General features: G+C 75.0%; 18 protein-coding genes. 6 read left to right on the top strand and 12 right to left on the bottom strand.

Going from position 1 to position 17,494, the window contains the following annotated elements; genetic code table 11:
• Positions 1-135: 135 nt before the first annotated feature.
• The 4 genes from ACFVVA_RS27495 to ACFVVA_RS27480 form a co-directional block, all read right to left on the bottom strand.
• On the bottom strand, positions 136-891 hold the full coding sequence (locus tag ACFVVA_RS27495) for a transglycosylase family protein (protein WP_387693498.1): 756 nt from the start codon (positions 889-891) through the stop codon (positions 136-138).
• Between the two features lie 556 nt (positions 892-1,447).
• Positions 1,448-2,116, bottom strand: a complete 669-nt coding sequence (locus ACFVVA_RS27490; RefSeq protein ID WP_387693569.1) for a response regulator — start codon at positions 2,114-2,116, stop codon at positions 1,448-1,450.
• Between the two features lie 148 nt (positions 2,117-2,264).
• Positions 2,265-3,932 carry a sensor histidine kinase gene (locus ACFVVA_RS27485; protein ID WP_387693497.1) on the bottom strand — a complete coding sequence of 556 codons (1,668 nt, stop codon included), beginning with the start codon at positions 3,930-3,932 and terminating at the stop codon, positions 2,265-2,267.
• Between the two features lie 140 nt (positions 3,933-4,072).
• The gene (locus ACFVVA_RS27480; RefSeq protein ID WP_387693496.1) at positions 4,073-6,511 is read right to left on the bottom strand and encodes a SpoIIE family protein phosphatase; all 2,439 of its coding nucleotides are present in this window, start codon (positions 6,509-6,511) and stop codon (positions 4,073-4,075) included.
• Between the two features lie 186 nt (positions 6,512-6,697).
• On the opposite strand from ACFVVA_RS27480, the gene ACFVVA_RS27475 reads away from it, so the two are divergent.
• On the top strand, positions 6,698-7,024 hold the full coding sequence (locus tag ACFVVA_RS27475) for a DUF4326 domain-containing protein (protein ID WP_387693495.1): 327 nt from the start codon (positions 6,698-6,700) through the stop codon (positions 7,022-7,024).
• An 11-nt stretch (positions 7,025-7,035) separates the two neighbouring features.
• Here the strand turns inward: ACFVVA_RS27475 and ACFVVA_RS27470 are convergent, their stop codons facing one another.
• Entirely contained in the window at positions 7,036-7,602 is a 567-nt protein-coding gene (locus tag ACFVVA_RS27470) for a Uma2 family endonuclease (protein WP_387693494.1), read from the bottom strand.
• Between the two features lie 162 nt (positions 7,603-7,764).
• Here ACFVVA_RS27470 and ACFVVA_RS27465 point away from each other — a divergent pair, with 162 nt between their 5' ends.
• Positions 7,765-9,102, top strand: a complete 1,338-nt coding sequence (locus ACFVVA_RS27465; RefSeq protein WP_387693493.1) for a PQQ-binding-like beta-propeller repeat protein — start codon at positions 7,765-7,767, stop codon at positions 9,100-9,102.
• 86 nt (positions 9,103-9,188) lie between these two features.
• Positions 9,189-9,824, top strand: coding sequence for a uridine kinase (locus ACFVVA_RS27460; protein WP_387693492.1), 636 nt, complete (start codon positions 9,189-9,191; stop codon positions 9,822-9,824).
• On the opposite strand, the gene ACFVVA_RS27455 is transcribed toward ACFVVA_RS27460, so the two are convergent.
• Together ACFVVA_RS27455 and ACFVVA_RS27450 are read right to left on the bottom strand one after the other, a co-directional pair.
• Entirely contained in the window at positions 9,772-10,620 is an 849-nt protein-coding gene (locus ACFVVA_RS27455) for a DNA-formamidopyrimidine glycosylase family protein (RefSeq protein WP_387693491.1), read from the bottom strand. The two genes, ACFVVA_RS27460 and ACFVVA_RS27455, sit on opposite strands and share 53 nt — an antisense overlap.
• Positions 10,621-10,671: 51 nt before the next feature.
• The gene (locus tag ACFVVA_RS27450) at positions 10,672-11,133 is read right to left on the bottom strand and encodes a universal stress protein (protein ID WP_359900206.1); all 462 of its coding nucleotides are present in this window, start codon (positions 11,131-11,133) and stop codon (positions 10,672-10,674) included.
• Between the two features lie 147 nt (positions 11,134-11,280).
• Between ACFVVA_RS27450 and ACFVVA_RS27445 the strand changes: the two genes are divergently transcribed.
• On the top strand, positions 11,281-11,664 hold the full coding sequence (locus ACFVVA_RS27445; protein ID WP_387693490.1) for a hypothetical protein: 384 nt from the start codon (positions 11,281-11,283) through the stop codon (positions 11,662-11,664).
• 45 nt (positions 11,665-11,709) lie between these two features.
• On the opposite strand, the gene ACFVVA_RS27440 is transcribed toward ACFVVA_RS27445, so the two are convergent.
• From ACFVVA_RS27440 to ACFVVA_RS27430, 3 genes are all read right to left on the bottom strand, one after another.
• Complete coding sequence (locus ACFVVA_RS27440) at positions 11,710-12,714, bottom strand: zinc metalloprotease (protein ID WP_387693489.1); 1,005 nt, start codon at positions 12,712-12,714, stop codon at positions 11,710-11,712.
• 93 nt (positions 12,715-12,807) lie between these two features.
• Positions 12,808-13,476, bottom strand: a complete 669-nt coding sequence (locus ACFVVA_RS27435; protein WP_387693488.1) for an AAA family ATPase — start codon at positions 13,474-13,476, stop codon at positions 12,808-12,810.
• A 144-nt stretch (positions 13,477-13,620) separates the two neighbouring features.
• Positions 13,621-14,547 carry an LLM class F420-dependent oxidoreductase gene (locus tag ACFVVA_RS27430; RefSeq protein ID WP_387693487.1) on the bottom strand — a complete coding sequence of 309 codons (927 nt, stop codon included), beginning with the start codon at positions 14,545-14,547 and terminating at the stop codon, positions 13,621-13,623.
• A gap of 163 nt (positions 14,548-14,710) precedes the next feature.
• On the opposite strand from ACFVVA_RS27430, the gene ACFVVA_RS27425 reads away from it, so the two are divergent.
• Entirely contained in the window at positions 14,711-15,064 is a 354-nt protein-coding gene (locus ACFVVA_RS27425) for a DUF6401 family natural product biosynthesis protein (RefSeq protein ID WP_359910813.1), read from the top strand.
• Between the two features lie 40 nt (positions 15,065-15,104).
• Here the strand turns inward: ACFVVA_RS27425 and ACFVVA_RS27420 are convergent, their stop codons facing one another.
• Positions 15,105-15,911 (bottom strand): hypothetical protein, encoded by an 807-nt coding sequence (locus ACFVVA_RS27420; RefSeq protein WP_387693486.1) that lies wholly within the window; start codon positions 15,909-15,911, stop codon positions 15,105-15,107.
• Positions 15,912-16,112: 201 nt separating this feature from the next.
• Here ACFVVA_RS27420 and ACFVVA_RS27415 point away from each other — a divergent pair, with 201 nt between their 5' ends.
• On the top strand, positions 16,113-16,877 hold the full coding sequence (locus tag ACFVVA_RS27415; RefSeq protein ID WP_387693485.1) for an alpha/beta hydrolase: 765 nt from the start codon (positions 16,113-16,115) through the stop codon (positions 16,875-16,877).
• Between the two features lie 102 nt (positions 16,878-16,979).
• Here the strand turns inward: ACFVVA_RS27415 and ACFVVA_RS27410 are convergent, their stop codons facing one another.
• The gene (locus ACFVVA_RS27410) at positions 16,980-17,486 is read right to left on the bottom strand and encodes a hypothetical protein (RefSeq protein WP_387693484.1); all 507 of its coding nucleotides are present in this window, start codon (positions 17,484-17,486) and stop codon (positions 16,980-16,982) included.
• Between the last annotated feature and the right edge of the window lie 8 nt (positions 17,487-17,494).

Genomic DNA, 17,494 nt, shown 5'->3' with positions numbered 1-17,494 from the left:
GCCGTAACGGGCCGTTAACGGCCCGCGAACGCACCGGAACCGGCCGGAGCGGCCACCCCGTCCAGGGTGGCCGCTCCGGCCGGTCGGCAGGGCTCCGTCGGGCGGCTCCCCGCCGGACGGCCTCCCGTCGAAGGGTCAGACCGTCAGCGTCTGGCCCGGGAAGATCAGGTCCGGGTCGCCACCGATGGTGCGCACGTTCTTGCGGTAGAGGCTGTCCGTGTCGGTGCCGAACTTGGCCGCGATCTCGCTCAGGGTGTCACCGCTCCTGACGGTGTAGCCGCCCGCGGCGGTGTTCTTCGGCGCGACCGGCACGGACTGGGCCGGCTTGGCCGAGGGCTGCCCCTGGGGCGCCTGCTGCGCGGCGGCGGCCTTGGGGGCGGCGGGCTTGGCGGGCTTGGCCGCGGGCGCGGCGGCGGGCTTGGCGGGCTTGGCCGCCTTCGCGGCCGGCTTGGCCTCCGCACCGCCCGAGGTGTCGACGGCGGCCGGGGCGCCGCCCCTGCCCAGACCCGCCTTCTGCGAGCAGACCGGCCAGGCACCCGGGCCCTGCGAGGCGAGGACCTTCTCCGCGACGGCGATCTGCTGCGCCCTGCTCGCCTTGCTGGCCTGGGAGGCGTACGCGGTCCCGCCGTAAGCGGCCCAGGTGGACGGGGAGAACTGCAGTCCGCCGTGGAAACCGTTGCCGGTGCTGATGCTCCAGTTCCCGCCGCTCTCGCACTGGGCGACGGCGTCCCAGGTGGAGGCGGTAGCGGCGGAGGCCGAGGTGGCCGTGACGAGGCCGGCCACCGGCAGGGCCGCGACGGCGGCGCCCGCGACGACCGCCATCCGAACGCGGCGGCGCTTGGGGGTGGCGGTGGTGTCGGTGGCAGCGGCGGTCTCGTGACGGGGATTCATACAAGTCCTCTCGACAAGTCCCGGGTGGGCATGCGGAACCAGGCCCGGGACATGGGCCGGCAGTTTTTCGCTCACCTCACTCGACGGGCGGCCGGACACGTGTCGGACGTGCCGTGCCGCCCCGGTCACCTCCGCACGCCGACGGCCTGTTGGAGCCGGCCTCGTCGGCGGGCACCGCCCTCGCGCCGCTGGTCAGGCGGCGGGCAGTGCGTCGGGGTGGACCCGGGTGGCGCTCGTTGCGCCGCCAATGAAGCTAGGGGGCATCACCCGGACGCAGCAAGCAATTCTTGGACGTCGCAGGTCAGTTGACTGTTACCGGCGGTATTGATCAAGAAGATGCGCCTGATTTGAATACTTTTGACCGAATTTTCAAGATCGAATGATCGAAATCCGTGCCCTCGCTCACACCTATCCCTCCGAGAAAGCTCACACGCCATCCACACGGAGGAATCGTCAGCTGACGCACCGTCACCATCCGGTCCGGAGTTCCCGGTTCCGCGCCGCCGCCGAGTGGCATCCGTCACGCCCGACACGCACCGCGATCGAAAAAGGACTCTCAGTGACGGCCGTCGAGCTCCGCGTCCCGGGCCAACAACGCCGCCTGGACCCGGTTCTCGCAGCCCAGCTTGGCCAGGATCCGGCTGACGTAGGTCTTCACCGTCGCCTCGCTCATGTGGATCCGCGCCCCCGCGTCGGCATTGGACAGACCCTCTCCGAGCAGCGCCAACACCTCCAGCTCGCGCGGGGTGAGCACCTCCAGCCGGCGCCGCGCCGCCACCGCGCGGGCGGCCAGCGAGGCACTGCGGCCGGAGGCCAGCGAGTCGACGATGTGCCGGGTGGCGGCCGGCGAGAGGAAGGCGTTGCCGCCCGCCGCCGCCCGGACGGCCTGGATCAGCTCGTTCGGCGCGGTGTCCTTGAGCAGGAAGCCGGCACCGCCCTCGGTCACGGCGCGCAGGACGTTCTCGCGCTCCCCGAAGGTGGTGAGGATCAGGGCCCGCGCGCCGGGGGCGACCCTCGCCAGCTCCCCGAGCGCCGTCAGCCCGTCCATCACCGGCATCTGAATGTCCAGCAGCACCACGTCCACCCGGTGCGCCCGCGCGAGCTCCAGCGCCTCGCGCCCGTCGGCGGCCTCCGCGACCACCTCGATGTCGGCGGCGGAGCCGAGGATCATCCTGATCCCGGCCCGGATCAGCGGCTCGTCGTCGGCGACGAGGACTCGGATCACGCTGGTCATTCCCCTCGAACGGTGCTTCGGCTGCGGCACCATCCTCACATCCCGGCGGGACCGCTCCGAACCACCCCGATCCGGACCACCCTGCTCCGAAACCGGCCCGGCCCGCCCCGCCGGGGCACCAGCCCGCGCACGGGAGCACTCAGCCCCTGGCGACGTACTCCTGCTTCTCCACCAACGCCCCGTCCCGGAAGCAGAATCGCGCCACGTGCTCCTCGTTCCAGCCGGCTCCGGGCGCACCGTTCAGGACGAACCAGCGGCAGTGCGCGCCCGCCGGCACCTCGGGCCCCGTCCCCTTATAGGTGTCGGTGAAGAAGTTGTTGCCGCGCGGCAGCGTCTGCAGCACCTCGGCCTCGGCGGTGCCGACCCTGATCTGGTCGTACATCGGCTTCTGCACGGTCGCGTCGTTGGTGCCCTGGACGAAGGCGATCACGCCCCAGACCACCAGGCCGAGCACGATCAGCGCGACCGCGACCACCCCGAGCGCGCAGCCCATCGCCGGGCTGCGCCGCCCGCGCTCCGGCTCCTCGACGGGCGGCAGGCCGTCCAGCATCCAGTCCTCGGCCCCGCCCGTCGCCGCCGCCGCGTCCTGCTCCGCTCCCTCGTACGGGAGCACGGCCGCCAGCCGGAAGCCCTGCTCCGGCGTGGGCCCGGCGTGCACCATGCCGCCGACCAGCCTCGCGCGCTCCCGCAGGCCGGTCAGCCCCTGACCGCCGCTGACCGCCGCGCCCGCGCCGCCGCGTGCGCCCACGAGTTCCGGCGCGCGGGTGTTGCTCACCTCCACCACCAGCGCGTCCGGCTCGTACCGCAGCGCGACGGCGATCGGCGCGCCCGGGGCGTGCTTGTGCGCGTTGGTGAGCGCCTCCTGCACGATCCGGTACGCCGCGTGGTCGACGGCGGCCGCCAGCGGACGCCGGCCGCCCTCCACGGTGAGGTCGACCTCCGCCCCGGCCGCCCGGGAGGACTCCACCAGGCCGCCGATCCCGTCCACCCCGCCCCGGGCCGGCGGGCCGGCGGCGGCCGTCCCGGCGCTCGGCGGCAGCGCCGTCGACTCGTCGTGCAGCACCCCGACCACCTCGCGCAGCTCGCGCATCGCCGCGACCGCCGCCTGCCGCAGCACCCCGACCGCCTCGCGCTGCCGGTCGGTGAGCGTCCGGTCCACCTCCAGCGCACCCGAGTGCACCGAGATCAGCGCCAGCTGGTGGCCCAGGCTGTCGTGCATGTCCTGGGCGATCCGGTGCCGTTCGCGCAGCCGCGCCTGATGCGCCACCATGACCCGCTCGCGCAGCAGCTGCTCGTTGCGCTCGCGCAGCGCGTCCAGCAGGGCGCGGCGCTGCGCCCGGTAGCGGCCGTAGAGCGCCGGCAGCACGGCGATCACGAGGAAGAAGCCGAGCGACAGCGACAGCACCAGCTTCGGCGAGAGCGAGGCGACGTCCTTCACCACTCCCGTCACCGTGAACAGCACCCAGCCCACGACGAAGGCGCCGACCAGCGACCAGACCCGGCGGATCCGCGCGCCGGCCGTCCAGCCCGCGCACACCAGCAGAGGCATCGGTCCGACCGACCAGCCGGCCAGGGCCGCGGCGGCGAGCAGCACGGTGGCCGGCAGACCCTTGCGCAGCACCCACAGCACCGCGACGGCGAGGCCCAAGGGCAGCGCCAGGCCGGTGTTGGCGAGCAGCTCCAACAGCGCGGCGAACCCGCCCATCAGCAGGGCGGCCACCGCCTCGCCCACCACCCGCCGGGGCCGCCAGGGCCCTGGCAGCGCCGTCCGTACCACCGTGTTCCAGGCCCGCGCGATCGCTTCCACGCACCGAGGCTATCGGTCCGGCCGGGGCACCCGCCGTCCTCCTTCGTCGCGGCCCCCGCCGACGAAAGTCGCCTGGTCGGCCCGCCGGACCACCCCGCGGCCTGCCGGACCACCCGCCGGACCGACCGCCCGCCGGCCGCTCAGCCGAAGGCCGTGAGCAGCAGCGCCACGTCGTCCACCCGGCGGGTCGACCCGACCTCGCGCAGCAGCCGCTCGGCCGCCTGCTCCAGCCCCTCCCCCGCCGCGGCCCGGGCCAGCGCGGCCCGCAGCCGGTCCACGCCCTGGTCGATCGCCACCGCGGGGTCCTCGACCAGTCCGTCGGTGTAGAGGGCGAGCACCGCCCCGCTGCCCAGCCGCAGGTCGCTGACCGGGTAGTCGGCCAGGTCGTGCACCCCGAGCAGCGGACCGCCCGGGACGTACAACGCCTCGGCCCTCCCGCCGGGGTGGCGCAGCACCGGCGGGAGGTGTCCGGCCCGGGCGATCCGGGCCAGGCCGACGGCCGGGGTCAGCCGGACCAGGCAGCAGCTGGCGAGCAGCCCGGGGTCGAGGTCGAGCAGCAGCCGGTTGGTGCGGGCGAGCACCGCGTCGGGCGGGTCGCCGCCGGAGGCGAAGGCGCGCACGGCGCTGCGCAGCTGCCCCATCGTGGCGGCCGCGCCGACGCTGTGGCCCTCGACGTCGCCGATCACCAGGGTGACGTCCCCGCCGGTGACGATCGCGTCGTACCAGTCGCCGCCGATCTCCATGCCCTGGGTACCGGGCAGGTAGCGGGCGGTGATCCGGATGCCGGGCACCTCGGGCAGCCGGTGCGGGAGCAGTGCCTGCTGCAGGCCGCGGGCCAGCACGAACTCGGCGTCGTACAGCCGGGCGCGCTCCAGGGCCTGGGCGATGAAGCCGCCGAGCGCGGTGAGCAGGCCGCGCTCCTCCACGCTGAACGGGCGCGGCCGGTCGAAGCCGATGATGCAGGTGCCGACCGGACGACCGGAGGCGATCAGCGGCAGGAAGGCCCAGGCACCCATCCCGTCCAGGGCCAGGCCGGGGTAGGTGGCGGCGAGTTCGCGCACCGACTCGAAGAAGACCGGGGTGCCGGTGCTGAGCGTCTCCGCGCCGGGCACCCGGGCGTCGATCGGGGTGCCCTCGAAGGCCTCCAGGAAGCCGTCCGGGTAGCCGGCCTGGGAGAGCAGGTGCAGCTGCTGGTCGCGCGCCGCGTAGATGGCGAGCTCCTGGCCGCCGAAGGACGGCAGGACCTCCTCGGCCACCGCCCGGCAGACGTCCCGCACGGTGACCGCCTCGGTGAGGGCGCTGGCCAGCTGGAGCAGGTGGTGGGTGCCGCCGACCCCGGTGCGGCCGGCGGGCGGCGGGGTGGCGGGCGGTTCGGCGGCGCCCGGCGGCGGCTCGGCCGCGACCACCCGGGCGGTGACGCCGTGCGGGTCCGGGTAGAGCGAGAAGGCGAGCCAGCCGTCCGGCGGGCGGGCGGCCAGGAAGGCGGTGGGCCGCTGGGAGAACAGGGCGGCGCGGTAGCGGTTCTCGTAGACCGGGTCGGCGAGCCAGGGCAGCACGTCCCAGGGGTGGTGGCCGAGCAGGTCCTCGCGGCGGGCCCGGAGCAGCGGTTCGGTGGCGCGGTTGGCGTAGCTGATCCGGCCGTCGGGGTCGAGCGAGAGCACGCCCTCCTGCAGCCGCTCGACGGCGGCCGCGGCGGCGCTCAGGTCGCGCACGTCCAGCACCGCGCCGACCAGGTGGGTCCGGCCGTCGGAGATCGCCACGGGCACCCGGGCCCACAGCTCCACCGGGTACGGCAGGCCATCCGGCCCGAGCACCCGGACCCGGGCGGCCAGCACCTCGCCGCGCTCCAGCGCGACGCGGGCGGCGGCCCGGAACGCCGGCAGGTCACCGGGGGCGACCCGGCGGTTCAGCGCGGCCACCGTGCCGTCGAACTCGCCCGGTCCGAAGCCGAAGATCTCCCGGAACTGCTCGTCGGCGGCGAGCGCCCCGGTGGCCACGTCCCAGTCGAACAGCCCGACCCGGGTGGTCGGTACCGACGACGGCGGCGGCAGCTCCACCACGGCCACCTCGCCGCCCGGCTCCACCGACTGCCCGGTCCCGGCCAGCTCGGCCAGCTGCTCGCCCAGGCCGGCGGCCGCTTCGGCCAGCTGCCGGGCGGCCGGCTCCGGAAGCCCGTCGTCCGAGGCGGGCCACAGCCCGCTCAGCACGCCGAAGCGCTCCTCGCCGTACGCCACCGGCACGCAGACGGAGGCGAAGTCGTACGGCAGGCCGACCGCGAGCTGCGGGAAGCGCCGCATGGTGTCCTCGGTGTCGGTCAGGGTGATCACGTGCCCGGTCCGGAAGCAGACCGCGACCGGCAGCGGGCCGGCGGCGGCCACCCGCCGGAACGGGCTCATCACCGCCAGCGGCACGCCCGCGATCGTGCGCAGCACCAGCGAGCGGCGGTCCCGCGAGCGCAGGTACACCATCACTCCGTACACCCCGGTCGTCCCCAGCGCCCGGCGCACCGCGTCGGCGAGGAGCTCGTCCCGCCGCTGGTCCGTCTGCGGGGCCGGGTCCCGGACGGACGGCGGGAACACCCGGTCCGCCTCCGCGCCGGCCCCGGGCTCCGACGGCCGGTCCGGACTGGGCCGCGTACCAGGGGCCCCACCGGTCGCGTGCGGATGGCGCATGCTCTTTTGCTACGCCCGGCCCGCAACCGTGTCAAGGCGAGCCCGTACCGGCCCGGGCTGCCCCGGGGCGCGGAGTGCACCAGCATGGACGGCATGCCGAGCCGATCCCGCCGCACCACCGTGGTCAACCTCAAGGGCCACCGCGACGACCCCGGGTACGCGGACGTCGTCTACGTCGGCCGCGCGATGCACCGCGGCGGCTGGCACCTCGCCGAGTCCCCGCTGCACTGCCCGTACCGCCCGGGCCCCGGCCTCACCCGCGAGGAGATGGTCGTCAAGTACCGCGAGCACCTGCTCGCCCGCCCGGACCTGCTCGCCCTCGTCCCGCCCCTGCGCGGCCACCGCCTCGGCTGCTGGTGCGCCCCGCTCCCCTGCCACGCCGACGTCCTCGCCGACCTCGCGGACCACCCGCCGAACTGAGGCCGGGCGGCTCAGAGCCCGGAGAGGTCCACCGTCACGGGGTACGGCACCACAGCCTTGACCAGCCCGGTGAACAGTTCCCCCGGCCGGTACGCGGCCTCGGCCTCGTCCAGCACATAGGTGTGGACGATCGGCACGCGGCCGGCGGCCTGCTCGACCCGCCAGTAGAACGGGATGCCCGCCTTGGCGTACTGGTCCGGCTTGACCATCCGATCGGTGGTCTCCGAGCCCGGCGAGACCACCTCGACCACCAGCAGGACGTGGTCGGGCCTGGTCGGCGACTCGTCGATGGTGTCCGCGCGGTAGACCACCACGTCCGGCCGGCGGTTGTTCAGCGGCACGTCCTGCAGCCGGACGTCGAAGTCGGTGTCGGCGTTCCATTCGATGCCGCCCGCGTCGTCCAGGGCGTTCGCCAGGAGCCGGGCGAGCCGGTTGTGCCGCTTGGAAGCGCTTGGGGACACGACCACCATCCCGTCGACGATCTCGATGCCCGCGCACTGCTCCTCGGTCCAGGAGTCGTACTGCTCACTGGTGATCTGCCGGTGCATCCACTCGGGTGCGATCAACTCGGCCGTCACGGCGTACCTCCCCTGGGCTGCTGGCCGGGCCTCACTCTGTGTGCCACAGCCTAGTACGAGCCCTCGTACGAGCGTTGCGGCGGTTTCGGACGGTTCGGGGACTGTTCGATATTCTCCGGACGGGTGGCGGCGTGGGGCCGCCGGTGGGGAAGCGAGAGCCGTATGCAGTCGTCGTCCGGGGGGCCCGCGCGCGGAACGTCGTGGCAGTGGGACGAGGAGACGGACGGCGGCGGGGCCACCGAGGACGTGATCGCGGGCGGCGGGGAGCGCACCGGGCCGAGCCGGCGCCGGCTGCTGCTCGGGGCCGGGGCGCTCGCGGCGGGCGGGGCCGCCTGGGCGCTCGGCCGTTCGGGTGGCAGCGGGGCCCGTCCCTCGCCGGGGCCGACCGGGCCGCCGCCGACCGCGCTGTCCGGCCCGACGCCGCTCTGGACCTACCGCGGACCGGAGGCGATGACCCCGGAGCGGCTGACCGACCCGCCCCGCCGCCCCGTCTTCCTCTCCCGGAAGGGTCTGCAGATCCTCGACCCGGCGAAGGGCACCGCCGCCCGGCTGCTGGTCTTCGACCCACCGGCCAACCGCAGCTGGCCCAGCGACCTCGACATGCTCGGCAAGGTGGTGGTCGGGCCCGACCACCTCTTCACCGCCACCTACCAGGGCCACCTCGAAGCCCGCCACTTCACCGACCCCGCCGCCGACTGGAGCCTGCCGCTGCCCGACGAACTGCAGGGGCAGGTCCGCCTGGCCGGCTACGACCGCGACCCCGGCATCCTCTACGGCTACTCCTGGGGCCACCCGCGGGCCGACGGCAGTTCGACGGACAACCGCCTCTTCGCCCTGCGGGTCATCGACCGCGCCCTGCTCTGGTCCGTCCGCACCGAGCGGACGGAGCAGCCCGTCACGCCCGCCACCTTCGGCGGGGGCAGCCTCCTCGCCTGCATCCGATTCGTCGACGGCCGCACCGAGCTGGTGGCCCGGGACGCCGCCACCGGCCGCGAACTGTGGACCGCCCCCGGCGAGGAGGACCTGCGCTGGTGCGTCACCGGCGCGACGGGCGTCTACGTCCCCGACGGCAACGGCGGCGTGCGCATGCTGCTCCCCACCGGCGAGCCGGGCTGGACCCACTCGCCCCACCGGCGTGAGTCCTGGCGGGCGCTGCCGCCCGTCGCGCAGAACACCCGGGTGTACATCCCGTGGGACCAGGGCGTCGTCAGCTGCCTCGACGTGTCCAACGGCGCCGAGCTGTGGTCCTGCCGGCTGCCGTTCCCGCTGGACCGCCGCAGCCGTCCGCTGGTCGCCAACGGCACGCTGTTCGTCCCGGGTACGTCGGTCGGCGGGGTCAGCGCGATCCACCCGGCGACCGGCGAGCTGGGGTGGACCTTCCACGACTCCGGTCCGGGCAAGGACGTCTGGACCCTCGCCACCGACGCGACCCACCAGTACGACGGAACCCGCCTCTACGCGGGCCACGACGATGTCCTGCACGCCCTTCCGCTGAACTGAACGTCCCGACGACACTGAACGTCGCGATGTCCCGACGACACTGAACGTCCCGACGACCCGTCCCGACGACCCGGCAGGAGGGCCCGATGCAGGTACGCCCGATCTCCCCCGAGAAGCTGGCCGAGCTGCTCGCCGACCGCATCGCCGACCTGCCCGGCGCCCGCGACCGGCGCCTGCGGGTGGCCGTGGACGGCGCGGCGGCGGCCCGCCCCGAGGCACTCGCCGACGCGCTGGTGGAGCCGCTGCGACTGCGCGGCCACCCGACGCTGCGGGTCTCGGCCTCCGGCTTCCTGCGTCCGGCCTCGATCCGGCTGGAGTACGGCCACCAGGACGCGGACGCCTTCCACGACCTCTGGCTGGACGACGGCGCCCTGGCGCGCGAGGTGCTCGACCCCTTGGAGCCGGGCGGCAGCGGCCGTGTCCTGCCCTCGCTGCGCGACCCGGTCACCGACCGCTCGACCCGCGCCCCGTACACCGAACTCCCGCCCGGTGGCGTGCTGTTGCTGGACAGCGCGCTGCTGCTCGGCCGCTGGCTGCCGCTGGAGCTGTCCGTCCACCTGGCGCTCGGTCCGGCCGCGCTGGCCCGCCGCACCCCGGCCGACCAGCAGTGGACGCTGCCCGCCTTCGCCCGCTACGAGGCGCAGACCGTCCCCGCCGAGGCCGCCGACGTCACCGTCCGGGTGGACGACCCGCGCCACCCCGCGCTGGTCGAGCGGCCGTGACCTCCGGGGCCGGGCCGCGCTGGCAGTAGGGGCACCAGAAGACCGCCCGGTCGCGCGGCGGCGAGCCCTGGCGGCCGGCGACCACGGGGGTCACGCAGCGCGGGCAGGGCCGTCCGGCCCGGCCGTACACCCAGTGCTGGTAGCCGGGCCGGGTGTCGCCGGTGGTGATGTGGCCAGGGCGCAGTTTGTTGGCCTCCAGCATCTGCCGGGCGCGCTCCACCAGCCGGTCGGGGTGCGGGAGTTCGCCGACCTCGGTCCAGGGGGTGACGCCCGCGACGAAGCACAGCTCGTTGGCGTAGACGTTGCCGATCCCGGCGAGGTTGCGCTGGTCGAGCAGCGCCTCGACGACCGGGCGGCCCGGGTGGGCGAGGAGCCGGCGGACGGCCTCGACCGGGTCCCAGTCGGGGCCGAGCAGGTCGGGGCCGAGGTGGCCGACGATCCGCCGCTCGTCGGCGGTGCGCAGCAGTTCGACGACGGGCAGCCGGTAGCCGACGGCGGTGCCCCGGTCGGTGCCGAGGACGGCGCGGATCTGCCGGTCGGGGCCGCCGGTCCACCGCTCGCCGGGGCGGTAGACCTCCCAGCGGCCGTCCATCCGCAGGTGGGTGTGCAGGGTGAGGCCGCCTTCGAAGCGGGTGAGCAGGTGCTTGCCGCGCGGGGCGACCTCCAGCACCCGGCGGCCGGTGAGGTCGGCGGTGGCGTGCGCGGGCACCCGCAGGTCGGCGCTGGTCAGCGGCTGTCCGGCGAGGGCCTCGCGCAAGTGGGCCGCCACGCGGTAGACGGAGTCACCTTCTGGCATGTCTCCATTCTGGTCCGCGCGGCGGCCCGGCGGGACACCGGCCCCGGTGCGTTACGCCGACTGCCCCGGGGCGGCCTGGCCCTCGCGCACCACGACCACCGGGCAGGGCGCGTGCTCGGTGAGGTGGCGGCTGACCGAGCCGAGCAGCACGCCTGAGAAGCCGCCCAGGCCGCGGCTGCCGACGACGAGCAGCGCGGCGCCCTTGGCGGCCTCCAGCAGCGCCTGGGCGGCGTTGCCGGGCATCACGCTCTCGGCGATCGCCACGCCGGCGTCGTCGCCGGCCACCTTGGCGATGGTCTCGCTGAGGGTCTTCCCGGCGAGTTCCTCGGGGTTGAAGGCCTCGACGGTCGGCACGCCCTGCCCGGCCCACCCGTAGAAGGCCGGGTACTCCCAGGCGGCGATCGCGTGGACCGTCCCGCCGACGGCCCGCGCGTAGTCGATCGCCCAGCGCAGCGCCTGCTCCGAGGCGGGCGAGCCGTCCACGCCGACGACGATCCGGGGATTGGCACTCATGGCCTTGCTCCTTCGGTTGCTCCTGATCGGTCCCGACCCTCTGAACATAGATCAAATCGGACAAACGCTCGGTATTGCCACGCCGAAAGCGACCCACCGCATTCAATTCGATCGCGGCCGGGGTTCCGGGCCTGGGAGGATGCCCGGATGCCGAGCAAGCCCCGCCGCCGTACGGGCGGCTTCGCCGACGTCCTGGCCGCCCTGCCCCCGAAGGAGGAGCGCGAGTACTGGGATCTCGCCGACCCGCTCGCGTCGGGCGGCTTCGTGGACGCCGGGGGGCGCTACTGGCGGCTGGCCCGCGGCCCGGTGGACCGGCGGCTGGCGAAGCGGCTGGCGGTCGACGCGGACGAGATGACGCTGGGTCTGCGGGGCGAGCTGGAGGAGGTCTCCCCGGGCGTCTTCGTGCCCGCCCTGCTCACCCCCGAGGAGCGTCCGGCCGCCTGGCGGGAGGCCTGCGAGCTGGAGCACCTGGCCTACGAGTTCCGCGCCTCCGGCGGCCGGACGCTGCTCTACCTGGTGGTGTTCTGCTGAGCCCCGTGCCGTCCTGCCGCACCGCCCTGCCCGCGCCGCCGCCGCTCAACTCCGGTAGGCGGCCCAGGCGTTGGCCATCCGCTGGACCTGCCCCCGAGTGAACCCGGTCATGCAGGAGTCGTAGCTGTAGTCCATGAAGTTGTGGATCGGGTCGAGCCCGGGGCCGGCGCAGGTGTCGCGGCCCTCGGGGCAGCCGGAGGCGGCGGTGCGCTCGGGCGGGGTGTCGTCCACGTAGTCGCCCGGGGCCCGGCAGCCGCCCTGGAAGGTGTGGAAGAGGCCGAGCCAGTGGCCGATCTCGTGGGTCGCGGTGTCGCCCTCGTCGTAGTGGGTGGCGGCGCCGCCGGGCAGGGAGGCGTCGAGCACCACCACACCGTCGTCGGTCGGGTTCGTCCGGTACGCGTCCGGGAACGTCGACCAGCCGAGCAGGGAGTCGCCGAGGCGGGCCGTGTAGAGGTTGAGGACGCCCTGGTCGCCCTTGCGCAGGGCGGTCTTCATGTTCTGCTCGGCCGGCGAGCCCGGGGTCATGCCGGTGTACCAGGACGCGTTGTCGGTCCAGTCGGCGCCGACCAGCTCGAAGTGGAACGGGCTCGCGACGTTGTTCTGCCCCCGGCCGCCGTAGCTCTCGTTGAGGTGGTCGATCTGGCCGGTGACGGCGGCCTGGTCCAGCCGTCCGGCGGCGCCGTCGTGGATCACGTGGAAGAACACCGGGACGGTGGTCGGGGTAGTGGCCCGGCGCCGGCCGGCGCCCAGTTCGGCGAGCCGCCGGTCGAGATCGGCCTGCATCGCCCGGGCCTGCCCGGCGCCGACCGCGTTCGGGTCCCCGCCCGGCCGGCTGCCGGCGGGCCGCCGGGCGGCGGCACCGGCCTCCCCGGCGGCATCGGCCGCATCGGCGCCGTCGTCCGCGCACCCGGCCACCGCGGCGGCCGGAGCCGCGGTGGCGCGGTGTGCGGCCGGAGCGGCGAACTGGCTCAGGCCGGCCGCGGCGACCAGCGCGGCGGCGCAGGGGAACAGGCGGGGGGCACGCGAGCGCACCCGGGCAGTACGGCGCATCAGCGCTCCTGACGGGGGAGTTGACGTGGTCTCGGCCGCGTGCCGGGCCTGCTCCGGCCGGACCCGCCGGCGCCCGGCGCGGACTCGCCGAGACTACGACGCCGTGAAGTCGATCTCCCGCAGGGCGCGCGCGGCGGCCCGGTCGAGTACCACGGCCGACGCACAGCCGGCCGGCAACCGGCCGGCCTCCAGGATCCGGTGGCGCAGCCGGGCGACCGCGGCCAGGTGCCGGGCGAAGGCGTAGCGCGAGACGCCGCGCCGGCGCCGCCGCTGCCCGTCCAGGGCCTCGGCCGGGTCGGCGTCGAGCAGCAGCAGGTGCACCCGGCGGCCCTGCCGGGCGGCGGCGCGGACCAGCCAGGCCCGCACCCAGGGCTGGGTGCCGCAGTCGTGCACGGCGAGCGGCCCGCCGTCCAGGACGGCACGGCGCAGCCGCCGGTAGTGGGCGAGCCGGGCCAGCGGGCGGTAGAGCGCGTACGGCAGGCGGCCGGGCAGCCTGGCCGCGTACTCCTCGCGGACCAGCTGGGAGTCGATCAGCGGGGCGCGGACGCAGCGGCGCATCAGGGTGCTCTTGCCGCTGCCGGGCAGGCCGGTGACGACCAGCAGGTCCCCGGCGGGGTAGCGCAGGACCGCCGGCCCGGGCCCGCGCAGCTCGTGCCGGGCGGGCGGGTCGTGCGGCGCGGGCAGGACGACGCGCTCCCCGGCGGTGCGCGGCGGCGGCACCCTCGGCGCCGCCGCCGTCCGCACCGTTCTCGTCCCGCTCACCCGGTCTCCCCCCGCCGTTCCCGTCCAAGGAGCATGGCGCATTCCCAAGAACGAGTAAAGGGCGGAGGTCGGGGCGGGTACGGACGACCCCGGCCGGGCCCGGGCCGCCGGGCGTTCGGACCGCCGACGGGCCCCGGGCGTGCCTCAGGCGAGCTGCGGGGCGATCCGGGAGGCGATCAGCTCCAGGTGGTCGAGGTCGTCCAGGTCGAGGATCTGGAGGTAGATCCGCTCGCTGCCGACGGCCGCGTACCGGCCGATCTTCTCGACGACCTCGTCCGGGGTGCCGGCCAGCCCGTTCTCCTTGAGCTCGTCGACGTCGCGGCCGATCACGGCGGCCCGGCGGGCGACCTCGGCGTCGTCCCGGCCGACGCAGGCGACCAGGGCGCTGGAGTAGACCAGGTCGCCGGCCGCGCGCCCGGCGTGCTCGACAGCGGCGCGGACCCGGCCGAACTGGGCGGCGGTGTCGTCCACCGAGGCGAACGGCAGGTTGAACTCGTCGGCGAAGCGGGCGGCCAGGGCCGGGGTCCGCCGGGGGCCGTGCCCGCCGACCAGCACCGGGACGTGCTCCTGGACGGGCTTGGGCAGCGCGGGCGAGTCGGTCAGCGTGTAGTACTCGCCCGCGAAGTCGAAGGTGTCGCCGAGCTTGGTCCGCCACAGCCCGGTGATGATCGCCAGCTGCTCCTCCAGCCGACCGAACTTCTCCTTCGGGAAGGGGATGCCGTACGCGGTGTGCTCGGCCTCGTACCAGCCGGCGCCGAGGCCGAACTCGACCCGGCCGCCGCTCATCGCGTCCACCTGGGCGACCTGGATCGCGGTGACGCCCGGCAGCCGGAAGGTGGCGGCGGTCATCAGCGTGCCCAGGCGGATGGTGCTGGTGTCGCGGGCGAGGCCGGCCAGGGTGATCCAGGCGTCGGTGGGCCCGGGCAGGCCGTCGACGTCGCCCATCTTCAGGTAGTGGTCGGAGCGGAAGAAGGCGCTGAAGGCCCCGAGTTCCTCGGCGGTGCGGGCCACCTTGAGGAGGGTGTCGTAGCTCGCGCCCTGCTGGGGTTCGGTGAAGATGCGGAGATCCATGCCGGCCATTCTGGTACGGAGCACCCCGTGATCGGCAGAGCGAACCGGACGGGACACGGACCGTCGCCGCGGCGGGCGGTGGCGCGGGCGGGGTGGCCAAGGTCTCAGCACGGAACCGTCACGGGCGTCCGTTCCGGCTCCGGGGCTCGCCTAACGTGGACGGATGTTCGCCACCTCCGACGATTCCTTCCGGCGCTCCCCCGACGAGCCGGCCGGCTGTCCGCTGCCCGGCATCGTGACGGCCTTCACGCCCCGCCTGGCCGAGTTCGCCTTCGAGCCCGGTTTCGTCGCGGCGGTCGACCAGCACGCGGCGATGCTGCGGGAACTGCTGTACGCGCAGGGACCGGAGCTGGCGCCCCGGCCCCTGGACCGTGAGGAGTTGTCGGACTACGCGCTGGGCTTCGTCGACGCGCTCGACGAGATCGGCTGGCGGGAGCCGGTCGGCTACGACTACGCCGTCATGCGGCTCACCGCGATCTGCTGGCTGGTGCGGGAGCAGGGCCTGCTGGAGGTCTGAGCCCCGGCGGGCCCTGCCCGGCGACCGGCGGTGGCGGCGGCTACCGGTTCTGGTCGCCCTCGATGCCCGGCGCGGGCGGGGTGCCCGGACCGGTCTGGGTGGTCGGCCGGACCGGCTGGTTGGACAGCGCGTCGGAGCGGCCGGCCTGGTAGGCAGTGCCGCGCAGCCGGGCGGTCTCCCGTTCGGCGCCGTCCAGCCACCGCTCCCAGCGCTGGCGCATCGGCAGGATCAGGCCGCCGCCGACGCCGACCACCAGCACGCCGGCGATGGTGGCGAGCACGGCGATCAGCACCGGGGTCGTGATCGCGGTGGCGATCCCGACCTGGCCCAGCGCGGCGATCACACCGAGGCCGACGATGAACGCCCAGACCGTGGTGGCGACCACCCGGCCGTACGAGGCTCCGGACAGCGAGTTGCCCACGATGTCCCGCACGCCGTTGGCGATGGCCATCGCGACCACCAGGATCACGACGGCGACGATGGCCCTGGGCAGCCAGGCGACGATGCTGTGGATCATCACGCTGATCGGGTTCGGGCCGAAGACTCCGAACGCCAGCTGCAGGGCCATCAGCAGGACGATGTAGTAGACGACCTTGCAGACGATGCCGGTCATGTCGTACTTGGAGCCGGCCAGCCGGGCGGCCATCCCCGACCGCTCGGCGACCCGTTCCGAGCCGAGCCTGCGCATCACCCGGTCGAGGAGCTTGGCGATCGCCTTGGCCACGACCCAGCCGATGAACAGGATCACCAGGAAGGCGATGAACTGCGGGATGACCTTGGCGATCTTGGACCAGGCCTGGGTGAAACCCGACCCGAAGTCGACGGACAGAGCGAGCTGCTGAGCCACGGAGTCCTCCACTCGGTGACACGGCGCCACGAGCGGGCGCTTGCGGCCCCCCACCCTTCGTGAATAGCAGGCGCCCGCTCCGGCCGCGCGCGCCCGGTGTCCGGGATGGTTCCCTCGGGTGAACGGTCCGGCCGTCCGCACGCGTACAGTGGCGGTCCGGGGGGGACGGGCCACGGGCGGGACGGACGGGACGGTGCGGCAGTGAGCGGTACGGCGGCGGAGCGCGCGGTGGACCACCGGGCGCTGCACTGGCAGGTCCGGCCGGACGCGGCCCGGGCCGCCGTCCTGGTGCTGCACGGCGGCGAGGAGCACAACTTCTCCCGGCCCGGACGCCTCAACCTCCCGCTGCTGCGGATGCACGGCTTCCTGCGCGGGCTCACCAGGGCGACCGCGGACGCCGGCGTCGCCATCGGGACCGTCCGCTACCGCCACCGCGGCTGGAACGGCGAACGGGCCGACGCCGCCCAGGACGCGACCGCCGCGCTCGACGAACTGACCGCGCTGCTCGGGCCGGTGCCGACGGTGCTGGTCGGCCACTCGATGGGCGGGCGCGCCGCGCTCCGGGCCGGCGGGCACCCGTCCGTCACCGGCCTGGTCGCCCTCGCACCGTGGTGCCCGGCCGAGGACCCGTGCGAGCAGCTCGCCGGACGCGACGTGCTGATGCTGCACGGCGACCGCGACACCGTCACCCCGCCCGCCGACACCCGCGCCTTCGCCGCCCGCAGCCGCGCCGCGGGCGCCAGGGTCTGCGGATACACCGTCACCGGCAGCGGCCACGCCATGCTCCGGCGGATCCCCGACTGGCACCGCGCCACCACCCGGCTGACCACCGCGCTGCTCGGCCTCCAGCCGCTCCCCGCCGAGACCGCTTCCGCCCTCGCCCTCCCGACCGCCTCCCGCGAGGCCCTCACCCTCGCCCTCCCGCCCCAGCCGCGCCGCGCGCCGGCCCTGCCGGCGAACGTCTGACGGGACGGGCCCCGCGGAGCGGCGGAGCGGGCTGCCCGTCCGGGCCGGCGGCCGGCGCGGCCCGCGAAAGCGGTCCGCCCGGGCGAGGAGGTGCCGGGGTGCTCAGCCGGTGGCCGCCTTGGCCCCGTCGGGCGAGACGCAGGGGGACTCGAAACCGACCTTCAGCGTGGCCGGCCAGTTGTCGCCGTCCGAGACGGAGGCCTTGAAGCCGTTGTCCGGGTTGGTGAGGACGATCACACCGGGCCTGCTGTCGGTGACCCGGAACCCGGCCACGACGAGGTGGCCGCGGAAGGCGTCGAAGATCGTGTCGTGGTGATCGGCCGGAATGTCCCGCAGGAAGCGGTAGGTGACGGCCTTCACCCGGCCGTCCGGCTCCGAGGGGGCGCCCTTCTTGAAGCACTGCTCCTCGCCGTCGCGGTCCACCACCGGCGAGATCGGCTTCGGGAAGGCGAGGAAGGTCTCGGAGAAGTACTGGTCGGTCTTCTGCTTGGCCTGGGCGCTGGTCAGCGCCGCGTCGGACGAACCGGAGCAGGAGGTGGCCGCCAGCAGGACGACGCCGGCCGACAGGGCCGACCGCACGGCGCGAGCACGGGGGAAAGCAACGGTCACCGCATGAT

It is taken from the genome of Kitasatospora sp. NPDC058048 (genome assembly GCF_042885555.1).
In the GTDB taxonomy this organism is placed as follows: Bacteria; Actinomycetota; Actinomycetes; order Streptomycetales; family Streptomycetaceae; genus Kitasatospora; species Kitasatospora lactacystinica.
The sequence above is the reverse complement of the archived record's forward strand: the minus strand, read 5'-3'. Positions and strand labels throughout refer to the sequence as shown.

Excerpts from the sequence above, each read along its gene's own strand:
- ACFVVA_RS27495 (WP_387693498.1), bottom strand. The coding sequence starts at position 891 with ATGAATCCCCGTCACGAGACCGCCGCTGCCACCGACACCACCGCCACC.
- ACFVVA_RS27475 (WP_387693495.1), top strand. The coding sequence starts at position 6,698 with ATGCCGAGCCGATCCCGCCGCACCACCGTGGTCAACCTCAAGGGCCAC.
- ACFVVA_RS27465 (WP_387693493.1), top strand. The coding sequence starts at position 7,765 with ATGCAGTCGTCGTCCGGGGGGCCCGCGCGCGGAACGTCGTGGCAGTGG.
- ACFVVA_RS27460 (WP_387693492.1), top strand. The coding sequence starts at position 9,189 with ATGCAGGTACGCCCGATCTCCCCCGAGAAGCTGGCCGAGCTGCTCGCC.
- ACFVVA_RS27455 (WP_387693491.1), bottom strand. The coding sequence starts at position 10,620 with ATGCCAGAAGGTGACTCCGTCTACCGCGTGGCGGCCCACTTGCGCGAG.
- ACFVVA_RS27450 (WP_359900206.1), bottom strand. The coding sequence starts at position 11,133 with ATGAGTGCCAATCCCCGGATCGTCGTCGGCGTGGACGGCTCGCCCGCC.
- ACFVVA_RS27445 (WP_387693490.1), top strand. The coding sequence starts at position 11,281 with ATGCCGAGCAAGCCCCGCCGCCGTACGGGCGGCTTCGCCGACGTCCTG.
- ACFVVA_RS27440 (WP_387693489.1), bottom strand. The coding sequence starts at position 12,714 with ATGCGCCGTACTGCCCGGGTGCGCTCGCGTGCCCCCCGCCTGTTCCCC.
- ACFVVA_RS27430 (WP_387693487.1), bottom strand. The coding sequence starts at position 14,547 with ATGGATCTCCGCATCTTCACCGAACCCCAGCAGGGCGCGAGCTACGAC.
- ACFVVA_RS27425 (WP_359910813.1), top strand. The coding sequence starts at position 14,711 with ATGTTCGCCACCTCCGACGATTCCTTCCGGCGCTCCCCCGACGAGCCG.